13 protein-coding genes are annotated in these 12,556 nt (G+C 69.4%); 6 read left to right on the top strand and 7 right to left on the bottom strand.

Annotation, left to right across the window (positions count from 1 at the left end; translation table 11 throughout):
• Position 1: 1 nt before the first annotated feature.
• Positions 2 to 787, bottom strand: coding sequence for a 2-keto-4-pentenoate hydratase (locus CJ177_RS25160; protein WP_095868891.1), 786 nt, complete (start codon positions 785 to 787; stop codon positions 2 to 4).
• Positions 788 to 934: 147 nt separating this feature from the next.
• On the opposite strand from CJ177_RS25160, the gene kstD reads away from it, so the two are divergent.
• From kstD to CJ177_RS25145, 3 genes are all read left to right on the top strand, one after another.
• Positions 935 to 2,653, top strand: a complete 1,719-nt coding sequence (gene kstD, locus CJ177_RS25155; protein ID WP_082833614.1) for a 3-oxosteroid 1-dehydrogenase — start codon at positions 935 to 937, stop codon at positions 2,651 to 2,653.
• Entirely contained in the window at positions 2,643 to 3,509 is an 867-nt protein-coding gene (locus CJ177_RS25150; RefSeq protein ID WP_005244824.1) for a MaoC/PaaZ C-terminal domain-containing protein, read from the top strand. The genes kstD and CJ177_RS25150 overlap by 11 nt, the downstream gene beginning before the upstream one ends.
• Positions 3,510 to 3,680: 171 nt before the next feature.
• Positions 3,681 to 4,208 (top strand): NlpC/P60 family protein, encoded by a 528-nt coding sequence (locus CJ177_RS25145; protein ID WP_005244825.1) that lies wholly within the window; start codon positions 3,681 to 3,683, stop codon positions 4,206 to 4,208.
• On the opposite strand, the gene CJ177_RS25140 is transcribed toward CJ177_RS25145, so the two are convergent.
• The 5 genes from CJ177_RS25140 to CJ177_RS25120 are packed head-to-tail and all read right to left on the bottom strand — an operon-like array spanning position 4,187 to position 8,127.
• Complete coding sequence (locus CJ177_RS25140; RefSeq protein ID WP_061701042.1) at positions 4,187 to 4,519, bottom strand: hypothetical protein; 333 nt, start codon at positions 4,517 to 4,519, stop codon at positions 4,187 to 4,189. The genes CJ177_RS25145 and CJ177_RS25140 overlap by 22 nt on opposite strands.
• Positions 4,516 to 5,739, bottom strand: a complete 1,224-nt coding sequence (locus CJ177_RS25135; protein WP_095868890.1) for a DUF58 domain-containing protein — start codon at positions 5,737 to 5,739, stop codon at positions 4,516 to 4,518. The genes CJ177_RS25140 and CJ177_RS25135 overlap by 4 nt, the downstream gene beginning before the upstream one ends.
• Positions 5,736 to 6,692, bottom strand: a complete 957-nt coding sequence (locus tag CJ177_RS25130; RefSeq protein ID WP_005263839.1) for a MoxR family ATPase — start codon at positions 6,690 to 6,692, stop codon at positions 5,736 to 5,738. Before CJ177_RS25130 ends, CJ177_RS25135 begins: the two co-directional genes overlap by 4 nt.
• Positions 6,689 to 7,171, bottom strand: a complete 483-nt coding sequence (locus CJ177_RS25125; RefSeq protein WP_005244829.1) for a hypothetical protein — start codon at positions 7,169 to 7,171, stop codon at positions 6,689 to 6,691. The genes CJ177_RS25130 and CJ177_RS25125 overlap by 4 nt, the downstream gene beginning before the upstream one ends.
• Positions 7,153 to 8,127, bottom strand: coding sequence for a DUF4129 domain-containing protein (locus CJ177_RS25120; protein ID WP_095868889.1), 975 nt, complete (start codon positions 8,125 to 8,127; stop codon positions 7,153 to 7,155). Before CJ177_RS25120 ends, CJ177_RS25125 begins: the two co-directional genes overlap by 19 nt.
• A 115-nt stretch (positions 8,128 to 8,242) precedes the next feature.
• On the opposite strand from CJ177_RS25120, the gene CJ177_RS25115 reads away from it, so the two are divergent.
• A complete protein-coding gene (locus CJ177_RS25115; RefSeq protein ID WP_095869223.1) occupies positions 8,243 to 9,559 on the top strand; it encodes a TrpB-like pyridoxal phosphate-dependent enzyme in 1,317 nt (438 codons plus the stop codon).
• 43 nt (positions 9,560 to 9,602) lie between these two features.
• On the opposite strand, the gene zapE is transcribed toward CJ177_RS25115, so the two are convergent.
• Positions 9,603 to 10,520 (bottom strand): cell division protein ZapE, encoded by a 918-nt coding sequence (gene zapE / locus CJ177_RS25110; protein ID WP_037180085.1) that lies wholly within the window; start codon positions 10,518 to 10,520, stop codon positions 9,603 to 9,605.
• 78 nt (positions 10,521 to 10,598) lie between these two features.
• On the opposite strand from zapE, the gene CJ177_RS25105 reads away from it, so the two are divergent.
• Positions 10,599 to 11,177 carry a TetR/AcrR family transcriptional regulator gene (locus CJ177_RS25105; protein ID WP_005244833.1) on the top strand — a complete coding sequence of 193 codons (579 nt, stop codon included), beginning with the start codon at positions 10,599 to 10,601 and terminating at the stop codon, positions 11,175 to 11,177.
• A 61-nt stretch (positions 11,178 to 11,238) separates the two neighbouring features.
• Positions 11,239 to 12,486, top strand: a complete 1,248-nt coding sequence (locus CJ177_RS25100; protein ID WP_005244834.1) for an aldolase/citrate lyase family protein — start codon at positions 11,239 to 11,241, stop codon at positions 12,484 to 12,486.
• Positions 12,487 to 12,556 lie beyond the last annotated feature (70 nt).

Below are 12,556 nucleotides of genomic sequence, written 5' to 3'. Positions count from 1 at the left end.
CCTACTTGAACTGCAGGGATACGGAGCCGAGCCCACTGAACTCGGCGCGGAAGTGATCGCCCGGATGCGCGTCGATGGCGCGGGTGCACGATCCGGGCAGCACGATGTCGCCGGCCTTCAGCCGGACGCCGAAGCTCTCGACCTTCTGCGCGAGCCAGGCGACGGCCGTCACCGGATTGCCGAGCACCGCGTCGCTGCGCCCCTCGGCCTTGGTCTCGCCGTTGCTCGTCAGCACGGCGTCGATGGCTGTGATGTCGATGTCCGCGGGCCGCACCCGGTTCTTCCCGAGCACGAAACCGGCGGACGACGCGTTGTCCGCGATCGTGTCGGGCAGTGTGATCTTCCAATCGGTGATCCGGCTGTCGATCAGCTCGATGGACGGCGCGAACGCCACGGTGGCGTCCAGGACGTCCTGCTCGGTGCAGCCTGCGCCGGGGAGGTCGGCGCCCAGCATGAACGCGACCTCGACCTCGACGCGCGGGAAGCAGAACCGCGCCGTGTCGACGGGCTGGTCCTCGAAGACCTCCATGTCGGCGAGCAGGTGGCCGTAGTCGGGTTCGTCGACGCCCATCATCTGCTGCATGGCGAGGGACGACAGGCCGACCTTGTGCCCGACGACCTTCGCTCCGTCCTGCAGCCGGCGGCGGATGTTGATCAACTGGATCTCGTAGGCGTCGACGACGTCGATGTCGGGGTGGTCCGCGGTCAGGGGGCCGATGGGAGCACGGCCCCGTTCCGCGGCGTCGAGCTGATTCGCCAACTCGGTGCGTAGTTGCGTCGAGAGCATGGTTGAGGACCTTCCCTGAAGTTCGTTTGCGTGCGCACGCCCACCGGTTTCCACTGCAACGTGTTTCGTTCTTGTTTGTTGGCGTCAGTAATACTTCCTGGCAGAAAGGATGGACTGACAACCCCATCATTCTATAACGTGTTCTACATGAGCAAGCACGAATACGACATCGTGGTCGTCGGTAGCGGTGCCGGTGGAATGACCGCGGCCCTGACCGCCGCCCACAAGGGACTCAGCGTCGTCATCCTCGAAAAGGCGCCGCACTTCGGCGGCTCCACCGCACGCTCCGGCGGTGGCGTGTGGATCCCGAACAACGAGGCGCTGATCGCCGCGGGAGTCGAGGACACCACGGACGCCGCGCGGACCTACCTGCACAGCATCATCGGCGACGTCGTCCCGAAGGACCGGATCGACGCCTACATCGACCGCGGCCCCGAGATGCTGTCGTTCGTGCTGAAGAACAGCCCGCTGAAACTGCAGTGGGTGCCCGAATACTCCGACTACTACCCCGAGGCCCCCGGCGGACGGCTCGGCGGACGGTCCGTCGAGCCGACACCCTTCGACGGCAGGAAGCTCGGCGCCGACCTCGCGAAGCTCGAACCCGATTACGTCAAGGCCCCGTCGAATTTCGTGATCACCCAAGCCGATTACCGCTGGCTGAACCTGCTGATGCGCAACCCCCGCGGCCCGCTGCGCGCGGCCCGGGTCGGGCTCCGATTCCTCGGCGCCAAGCTCACCGGGAAGCGCCTGCTCGTCCGCGGTCAGGCGCTCGTCGCCGGACTGCAGGCCGGACTGAAGGCCGCCGGCGTCCCGATCCTGCTCGACACCCCGCTCACCGACCTGTACGTGGAGGACGGCGTGGTCAAGGGCGTCAACGCCACGGTCGACGGACAGCCACAGGTGTTCCGGGCTCGCCGCGGCGTCGTGATCGCGTCGGGCGGATTCGAGCACAACGACGAGGCCCGCAAGAAGTACCAGCGGGCACCGATCGGCACCGAATGGACCGTCGGCGCGAAGGCCAACACGGGCGACGGCATCTGGGCGGGCGAAAAGCTCGGCGCCGCGCTCGATCTGATGGAAGACGCCTGGTGGGGACCGTCCATCCCGCTCACCGGCGGCCCGTGGTTCGCGCTGTCCGAGCGGAGCCTGCCCGGCTGCATCATGATCAACGAATCCGGCAAGCGCTTCGTCAACGAATCCGCGCCGTACGTCGAGGCGACGCACGCGATGTACGGCGGCACACACGGCCAGGGCGACGGACCGGGCGAGAACGTGCCGTGCTGGCTCGTCCTCGACCAGCGTTACCGCGACCGGTATGCGTTCGCCGGAGTCACGCCGCGCTCCCCGTTCCCCGGTCGCTGGCTGAAGGCCGGTGTGATCGTCAAGGCGGGCACCGTCGCCGAGCTGGCCGGGAAGATCGGCGTGCCGGTCGACGCACTCACCGAAACGGTCTCGCGTTTCAACACTTTCGCCCGGAACGGCAAGGACGAGGACTTCGGCCGTGGTGAGAGCGGTTACGACCACTACTACGGGGATCCCCGCAACAAGCCCAATCCGAGCCTCGGGACGCTCGCGAAGGCGCCGTTCTTCGCCGTCAAGATGGTCCCGGGCGACCTCGGCACCAAGGGCGGTCTCCGCACCGACCGCAACGCCCGCGTGCTGCGGGAGGACGGCAGCACGATCGAGAACCTCTATGCGGTGGGCAATGCCAGCGGCCCGGTGATGGGCCACACCTACGCCGGCCCCGGCGCGACCATCGGCCCGGCGATGACGTTCGGCTATCTCGCGGTTCTCGATATCCTCGACAAGTCCTCCCAGGCCGATTCCCCGACGTCACTCACCGGAGACACCACCAATGCCCATTGATCCGAACATCGCCATCGGAGCCGAACTGCCCGTTCAGGAGTTCTCCTGGACCAGTTCCGACGTGCAGCACTACCACCTGGCTCTCGGTGCCGGATCCCGTCCGCTCGACGAGAAGGAGTTGCGGTACCTCACCGACGGGAAGCCGCAGGTGCTCCCCACGTTCGCCACGGTGGCCGCGAATTTCCACGCGACCGAGGCCCCGCGTGTGTCGTTCCCGGGAGTCGAGATCGACCTCGCAAACGTGGTCCACGGCAGCCAGGAAGTGACCGTGCACCAGCCGATTCCCCCGGAGGGCAAGGCCCGCACCACCACCCGTATCGCCGAGGTGTGGGACAAGGGCAAGGCCGCCGTCATCGTGCAGGAATCGACGACCACCGACCTCGACGGCACTCCCCTGTGGACCGGGCGGTCGTCCATCTTCGCCCGCGGGGAAGGCGGTTTCGGGGGTGAGCGCGGCCCGTCGCAGTCCGTCGAGTTGCCCGACCGGCCTGCCGACGTCGAGGTCGACACCCCTGTCCTTCCGCAGCAGGCGCTGATGTACCGGATGTGCGGTGACCGCAACCCCCTGCATTCCGACCCGAAGTTCGCTTCCGCCGCAGGGTTTCCCGCCCCGATTCTGCACGGCCTGTGCACCTACGGGATGGTGTGCAAAGCGGCCGTCGACGCGGTGCTCGACTCGGACGCGTCGCAGGTCGCGGGGTTCCGAGTCCGGTTCGCGGGCGTGGTTTTTCCCGGCGAGACGCTGCACACGCGGATCTGGCGGGAAGAGGGCTGCCTCCTCATCTCGGCCACGGTTCCCGAGCGTGATCATGCTCCGGCCCTGGCAGACGTGGTGCTGACCCTGGCCCAGGGGTGACAGTTACCGAAATTTGACCGAATCTGCCCAGTTCGGACGGATATTCGCAATTATCAGGCACGATGCCGCAACACTTTGTACGCTTTCCGTGACCTCATCGAGACGTGTCAACCGATGGTCGGGGCGGTTCCACGGCTCTCCACGAGCAGTAGCGAACAAAGGGGGGACCTCGTGTCCCAGCGCAGACATCTCCGTCCCGTGCGGCGCGCTGCCGTTGCCGGTGCTCTCGCGTTCTGTGCGACCGCCCTCGTCGCCCTTCCCGCGAACGCCGCACCGGTGGCGGGGAGTTCCGACAGCGGCAGCACCGGCGGCAGTTCGATGGGTTCTTCCGTTCTCCCGACGCCCATTCCCACCCCGACCGGGCTGGCCGCGCTCGCCGCCGCGACGACCCAGACGGGCAAGCCCTATCTGTGGGGTGGGACGGGTCCGGACGCGTGGGACTGCTCGGGGCTGGTGCAGTGGGCATTCCGGCAGGCGGGGGTGAATCTGCCACGCACCACGTGGGAGCAGGCCGAGGTCGGCGCACCCATTCCGCTGTGGGCGCTGGCTCCCGGCGACATCGTGGTGCTCAACCCGGACGCGTCGCACATCGGTATCTACGCCGGCTTCGGTCAGGTCTTCAATGCGTACGGGCGCGGCGTGCCCGTAGGTCTGGCGCCGCTGTCGCAGTTCCACATCTACAGCATCCGCCGGTTCTGATCCTCGGCCGTGCGGGTGCGCCTGGCGACGTACGGCCACACCGCGACGAGGAACAGCACCACCGCCGCAACCGGCCCGAGCAGGGACACCCATGCCGGCCCGTCCGGCAGTGCCGCTGCCAGAGACGCCGCAGCACCGGTGACAACCGCGCCCAGCAGCAGCGTCGAGATTCCCGGTGCGAGGCCGGTGTACGCGACGAGCAACAGTCCCGTCGCCGCGACACCCGCGGCGGCCGCCGCGAACGCGGACGCGTTGCCCAGGACGAGCGCGACCAGCGCCGCCTGCACCACGACCACCGCAATCCATCTCATCGGAGTGCCCCCGACCGCCGGCGGGCACGATCGGCGAGGGCCAGCGCCAGATCCAGTGCGGAATCGTCGTCCCACGCCACCACCGGGACCCCGAGAACGCCCATGTTCCGGTACATGTTCCGCCGCTCGAGCCGCCACATCCTGCCGGTCATCGGATCGAGTTCGTACTCGAACGGCGGGCCGCGGAGCACGTCGACGGCCACGACGACGTGACCGCGCCGCCTCAGCTCCAGCAGCGACAGCGCGAAGTTGGTGTCCAGCATGGTGGAGAACGCGATGACCACGGCCCTCGGCGGCAGCGCGACCCTCGGGACGAGTGTGCCTTCGGCGGCGCCGGCCTCGGAGTCGAGCACGGTGTCGAGGATTCGGTAGAACTGCCTGCGCCCGATGTCGGCGCCGAGCCATCGCAGCCGGAGCCCGTGAACGACGACCCCGGCCCGGTCGCCGCGCTGCAGGGCCGTCTGCACCACCTGCGTCGCCCCGCGCACGGTCCGGTGCAGGCTCTCCGACGCGGGGCCCGGTGCCTGCGGGGTGGTGTCGAGGACGGCGACGACGTCCGCGGCGCGGTCCATGATCCGTTCGGTGACGTGGAGCCGGCCGCGGCGGGCACTCACCGGCCAGTTGACGCTCCGCAGCGGGTCTCCCGGCGCGTGCGGGCGGATGTCCCCGAACTCGACGCCCGAACCGAATCGGCGGGTGCGGTGTGCGCCGATTCGGTCCGGAAGTGTGGCGTGGGGCAACGGAGTCGGCATCGGCGGCGCCAACGGGAACACCCGCAGCTCCGTGACGGGAACCGGTAGCGAAGCGGTGAGCAGGCCGCCGCCGGCACGTGCCGTGACCGTCAGTGCGGATTCGTACCGGCCCCACCGGTCCGCCGACACCACGTAGTCGCCGTCGCCGACCGGCTCGACCGTGTAGCCGTCGGACGGCGCCGGTGCCACCTCGAGTTCCGCCGCACCACCGCAGGCCGTCACGTCCACCGAGAAGTGCACGGACTCTGATTCGAAACACCGCAGCATGCGTGCCGACGCCTCGACCCGGACGCCGATGGCCGGACGGGGCAACCACATCACCGTGCCGAGCGCTCCCAGCATCGGGGCGGCGAACACGATCAGTTCCCACCACCGCCCCACGACACCCGCCGTCAATGCCACGGCGGCGCAGGTCGTCAGTGCGAGGGCTGCCGGCGATGCCCGCCACGTCAGCTGGTGCTCCGTCATCGTGCCCTCGGCGCGGGGAGACGGCGCAACAGTTCCGCGAGGACGTCGTCGCTGCGGATGCGGCGCACCCACATCTCCGGGCGCAGGCTGATGCGGTGCGCGACAGCGGGAACGGCCAGGGCTTTGATGTCCTCGGGAATGACGAAGTCCCGGCCCGAGAGCAGGGCGCGCGCCCGCGCCAGCTGTACGAGGTCGAGTTCGGCGCGGGGGCTGGCCCCGACCTCGACCTGCGGGTGATGCCGGGTGGCGTTCGCGAGCGCGACGACATACCCGAGGACGTCGTGATGAACACTGACCTGCTCGAGCGATTCGCGCATCGCCAGGAGGTCGGCCGCATCGACCACCTGCTCGACGACGACGGCGGCGGATCCCCGGTCGAGCCGTCGGCGCAGCATCTCGTGCTCGTCGGTCTCGGTGAGATATCCCAGTCGCAGGCGGAGCGCGAACCGGTCCAGCTGCGCCTCGGGTAACGGGTAGGTGCCCTCGTACTCGATGGGATTGTCGGTGGCGAGCACGATGAAGGGACGCGGCAGGATCCGGGTGGTGCCGTCGACGCTGACCTGCCCCTCCGCCATCGCCTCGAGCAGTGCGGCCTGGGTCTTGGGTGGAGTGCGGTTGATCTCGTCGGCGAGAAGCAGGTTGGTGAAGATCGGGCCCGGACGAAATTCGAACCGACCCGACGGCATGTCGTAGATGGTGGCGCCGAGCAGGTCGGCGGGCAGCAGGTCGGGGGTGAACTGGACCCGCGTGAAGTCGAGCCCGAGCGCGGCAGCGAAAGATCGTGCCACCAAGGTCTTTCCGAGTCCGGGCAGATCCTCGATGAGCACGTGCCCGCCGGCGAGTACCGCGAGCAGGATCGACGTGAGTTCGTCGTGTTTGCCGACCACCGCCCGTTCGACCTCCGCCAGCACCGCGTGGGCGCGCGCGGTGGTGACCTCGGCGGGCATCGTCACAGCTGCTCCAGCCGTTGCAGGATCCGGTCCAGCACGTCCCGGCCCGGCCCGGGTGCGGCCCTGTCGGAGCGCTGCACGCACTCGGGATCGACCCACTGCCACAAGTCGCCGAAGAACACCTCACCCGCGGCTGCGGTGTCGGCGGGGTCGAGTCCCTGCCGCTGTCCGGTGGACTGCTGGAACTCGCGCGCCAGGAGCGGACGCAGATGGTGGTCCCAGTCGCCGCGCGTACCGTCCGCCCAGCTGATCAATGATTCCGTCCGTGCCATCCAGCGGGCCGTCGCCTCGGCCCGCTCCGCCTCCGGTCCCGGCGGCTGATCCTCGACGTCCCCGGGTGCCATGCGCCGTCGAATCTCGAAGAGCACCAGCGCGGTCACCGCTCCCGCGATCAGCACGGCCGCACTGTACCGGCCGGCGGCCACCAGCGGGACCTCCACGGCCAGTACTGCCCCGACACCGGCTACCGCGACGGCGAGCACGCGTCGCTCCCCAGGTCGTCGAGCACACGCCGGAGCAGATCGGCGGCCTCGTCACGGTGCAGTTCGCCCATCGGATGCAGGCTGAACCGTGCCTCGGAGAACAGCCGCACCAGCGGCGCCGCCGCCTCGAAGCGCAGCGCTCCGAGTTGCACTGCGCGAGCCAGCACTTCGGACGGGGTGTCCGACTCCCGCGGTTCGGCGCCCGGCGCCTCGCGCAGCGCATCTTCCATGGCGGCGTAACTGGCGATGATGGCCTCACGCGGCGGCAGACTCGGGGCCACGACCACGGCGAGACCTTCCTCCGCTGCCCGGGCCAGCGACTGCGAGGCAGCCGGACCGTCGGGGGAACTCGCCGCGGTCCAGGCCCCGACCCGCGACCGGAGGGGGCGCCGGGCCACGGCGCCGAGGATCAGCACGGTCACCAGTATCGGACCGGCAATCGCTGCCGCGGTCCACAATTCCGTCAGGTCCTCGCGGGTCTCGTCCACCAGGTCGGGCGGCGGACGAGTCTCGGTGGGCACGGACTCGCCGGTTCGGTCGGCCCCGTCGTCGGCGGCCGGGCTCGCCGGCGACGGTTGACGGTCCGGTGGCTCGTCACCACCGACGGACCCGAGGAGGAACGCCGCGGCCACGAGGAGCGAGGCGAACGCCGCCCATCCGAGAATGTGCCGACGCGAGACCGAGGAGCCGGTGTTTCCGGTGAGCCCTACCGGCGGCGGGTCGGGGGCGACCCGCGGCCGGCCGCTGCGAAGGGCGGACGCCAGCGCCACCGCCGCGACGACGACGGCGATCGCCGAGAGGATGATCAGGGCGCGCGTCGCACCTGCGCCCGGCTCCGACGGTGTCGCGGGGGTGTCGGGCGCGGGGACCACCCGGACCGCAAGGGTGACCGTCACGACGGCCGCCAGCAGGGCGACCGTGTGGACGACCCTGCTTCGCACGCGACGGTCCGGCATCCTCACTCCCGAGTTGCCCCTCCATCGTGACACGCGCGGACCGGGAAAATCACCCGTTCGCGGCGGCGGACAGCGCAGCATGTTCGGGACGTATCCATCCACGAAGGAGAGTTACTTGACCACGTCCCCGGTAACCGGAGCCGAACTGGCTCGATCGCTGGAACCTCTGGGGGTTTCGGTTCCCTCGGCCGTACCCACGCACTGGTACAACCTTGCCGCCGATCTTCCGGAACCCGTTCCGCCGCACCTGCATCCCGGCACACGTGAGCCACTGGGACCGGAAGACCTGGCACCGCTGTTCCCCGCGAACCTTATCGAACAGGAGGTCGCGACGGAACGGTACATCGAGATCCCCGAGACGGTCCGCGAGATCTACGGCATGTGGCGCCCGTCGCCGCTGGTGCGCGCACACCGGCTCGAGCGAGTGCTCGGCACACCGGCACGGATCTATTACAAATACGAGGGCGTCAGCCCCGTCGGATCGCACAAGCCGAACACGGCTGTGGCACAGGCCTATTACAACGCGCTCGAGGGCACCACCAAGCTCACCACCGAGACCGGTGCGGGTCAGTGGGGCGCGTCGCTGTCGTTCGCCGGCGCCCTGCTCGGTCTCGAGGTGGAGGTCTGGCAGGTTCGCGCGTCCTTCGACGCCAAGCCGTACCGCCGGCTCCAGATGGAGGCATACGGCGGCATCTGTCATCCGTCTCCGTCCGACCTCACCGAAGCCGGTCGGGCGATCCTGGCCGAGCACCCCGACACCACCGGCTCGCTGGGCATGGCGATCAGCGAGGCCGTCGAGGTGGCCGCCAACGATCCCGACGCGCACTACTCGCTGGGCAGCGTCCTCAACCACGTCATGCTCCACCAGACGGTGATCGGCCAGGAAGCGATGGTCCAGCTGGAGGAGGCGGGTGAGCCTGTCGCGCACACGGTATTCGGTTGCGCCGGCGGTGGTTCCAATCTCGCGGGCCTGACCTTCCCGTTCCTGGGTCGCAATCTGCGTGAGGGCACCACCACCCGCCTCGTCGCCTGCGAGCCTGCGGCGTGCCCGTCGCTGACGCAGGGCGAATACCGCTACGACTTCGGCGACGTCGCCGGTCTGACGCCGCTGTTGAAGATGTACACGCTGGGCAACGATTTCGTTCCGCCCGCCATCCACGCGGGTGGTCTGCGGTATCACGGCATGTCGCCGATGGTCTCGCACGCCGTCGCCCTCGGGCTGATGGAGGCGACCGCGATCGAACAGGACGACGCACTCGCCGCGGGACTGCTCTTCGCCCGCGCCGAAGGCATCATCCCCGCGCCGGAATCGACGCACGCGGTGGCCGCGGCCATCGAGCACGCCCGCACGGTCACCGAACCGGAGGTCGTGGTCATCGGACTGTCCGGCAACGGCCAGCTGGACCTCCCCGCGTACAGCCGGTACGTCTGATCGATTCACCGAGGCAGACCCACGTACGGGTCTGCCTCGGTGGTCACCGGCTCAGCGTCGACAGCCTGCTCACCAGCCGGTCGACGTCGAGGGTGCCGTCGAGTCCGGCGAACACGTCGTCCCACGACGCATCGGCGACCAGGGTCAGCGAAGTCCCCCTGTCGTACAGCACGTCGACGACGTTCGCGAACCGTCGCACGGTCTCCGCGCCGACCTCCCGCAGTCGGGGCACACCGGTGATCACCCAGCATCCGAACCGCTCGGACAGTTCGAGGTAGTCGGCAGGTGCGGTCGGGGTGCCGCACAGCACCGCGAACTCGAACCAGACCGTGCGGTCCCGCACCGCGGAGGCCGTCACCGTGCGGGTCCCGACGGTCAGGGCGACGCGCTCGGACAGTGCCGGAGGCTCGGTGCCGGAAGCTCGGACGAAACGTCCGGCAGCGAACCCGCCGTCCGCCGTGGCCACGGTGCGGTAGTCGACGGGACCGGCCACCCGCACGACAGTCAAATTCTGTTCCAGCACCGCGATCGACGACGCGAACAGGTGATGGAACAGCGGATTCGGCAACAGCCCTTCCGGTGGATAGTTCGACGTCGCCACCAGCGTGATCCCGCGGGTGAACAGGGCCTTCAGCAGTCGCGCGACCAGCATCGCGTCCCCGACATCGTGCAGGTGGAACTCGTCGAAACACAGCAGCCGGACATCCCCGAGTGCCGCATCGATCGCGAGGTCGATGGACCCCAGCGTGTGCGCGTCGGCGTGGAGCCGGCGGAAGAACGAGTGGAAGTGCACGCGCCGCTTCGGGACCTCCGCCGACCCGTGGAAGCGGTCCATCAACCACGTCTTGCCACGTCCGACGGGTCCCCACAGGTACACGCCGCGAACTCCGGGCCTCCCCTGCTCCATGCCCTCGGCGGTCTCGTGCAGGACGGCCGCGGCCGCGCGCTGCGCGTCGTCCAACAGAACCTCTACATCCACAGAGGAAACACTACGAATGTAGAGTCTCGGGCGACAAGCCGATGTGAGGAGGACGACACCGTGCCCGAGCGGCGTGAGCAGATAGCCGACGCGGCGATCACGATCATCGCGCGGGAGGGCATCCGCGCGCTGACGCATCGGGCCGTCGACCGCGCACTGGATCTGCCGGGCGGATCCACGTCCTACTACTTCCGCACCCGGCGAGCACTGATCGAATCCGCCGTGCGCCGGCTCGCCGAACGCTCGCGGCAGGAATTCGAGACCACGGCGGCCCCGCCCCTCGACCTCGCCTCCGTCGCCGAGGGCGTGGCCCGGTCACTGGACCGGCTGCTGCACACCCGCCACGACGACGTCGTCGCGCGGCACGCGCTGACCGTCGAACTGTCCGGTGACGCCGACCTGCACGCACTCCTCGCGACGTGCCTGTTCTCCCGTGCCCGCGCCACCGAATTGTTCGACGCTCTCGGCGTCGCCGACCCCGAGAACGCGGGCGCGGACTTCGTCAGCGTCGTCGAAGGCCTGGTCTTCGACCGTTTCGTGGGAGCCCGGTCACTCGACGGCATCGAGCCAGGCACCGATCGCAGCGTGCGGCAACTGGCCCGCGCCGTCGAGTGGTATCTGCGCGGTGTGACGGCCTGAACGAAGGCCACCCGGCGGGGCGTGGACGACGAGAATCCCGCGTTTCTGCCAAGATCGTGGCGTGAACCCCCAGTACCTCAGCCGTCTCCCCGACAGCGGTTTCGACCGCGTCGACGCACTCCTCGACCCCGTCGACACCGAGCTCGCGGACGCCTTTCCGGGTGATCGGCAGCAACCGCAGCCCGTCCACACCGTCTACGTGAGTGCGGCGGACGCCGGACCGGACACCCCGAGGGTGTGGGGTGAGCAGGCTGTCGAACTGCTGGACAGGCACACGAATGCGCTGTCCGAAATCGGAACGACCGGTGCGCTTCCCGACGTCCGCGCGATGCTCGAGCACCGTCCGATCATGGATCTGCGGATCGATTTCGAGGACGGCTTCGGCTGGCGGAGCGACGACGTCGAGGACGCGGCCGCACTGGAGGCGGGACGTACGCTGCGACTGCTCTCGTCCGACCCGTCCGGCCCGCGGTCGCTGGGCATCCGCGCGAAGGGTCTGGCTCCGCACGAGCGCCGCCGCGGGATCCGGACGCTCGAACTCGTCCTCGAAGGCGCGGGTGGGGTTCCCGACGGCTTCGTGTTCACGGTGCCGAAACTGCGTGCAGCCCAGCAGGTCACCGCCGTCGTCGCGTTGTGCGAGGAACTCGAGCGAGCGTACGGGCTCCCCGACAGGTCGCTGCTCTTCGAGTTGCAGATCGAGAGCCCGCAGGCCGTGCTCGGACCGGACGGCACCGTGACCGTCGCGAAGGCCATCCACCTCGCCGACGGGCGCTGCACCGGATTGCACTACGGCACTTACGACTACAGCGCGGCCTGCGGAATCGCGTCACGGTTCCAGTCGCTCGAGCATCCGGTTGCCGACCACGCCAAGTCCGTGATGCTGGTGGCGGCGGCCCAGACCGGGGTGTGGGTGTGCGACGGATCCACCCAGGTCATCCCGCAGGGCAGCGACGAGGAGATCCACGCCGCGCTGGCCCGGCACTACCGGCTCGTCACCCGTTCGCTCGAACGCGGGTACTACCAGGGATGGGACATGCATCCCGGGCATCTGATCACCCGCTGGCTCGCGACGTTCGACTTCTACCGCGCCGCGCTGCCCGCCGCCGCCTCCCGTGTGCAGGCGTACCTCGACCGCCAGGGTGGCGGGGTGATGGACGAACCGGCTACCGCCCAGGCGCTCGCGACGGTGATCCTGCGGGGACTGGCGTGCGGCGCGTTCGACGAGGACGCGGTCCGCGCGCAAGCCCCCGGATGCACGGTGGACACGCTGCGCGACCTCCTCACCCGGGCGGTGGTTCCGGGGAGCTGAGCACCTCCCCGCACGAGGACCGCCCGCAGCACTCACTTCGACGCCCTACACTTGCCCGCACGCCCGATCA

The sequence above is a fragment of the Rhodococcus sp. ACPA1 genome (genome assembly GCF_002300195.1).
Lineage (GTDB): Bacteria > Actinomycetota > Actinomycetes > Mycobacteriales > Mycobacteriaceae > Rhodococcus_F > Rhodococcus_F opacus.
The sequence above is the reverse complement of the archived record's forward strand: the minus strand, read 5'-3'. Positions and strand labels throughout refer to the sequence as shown.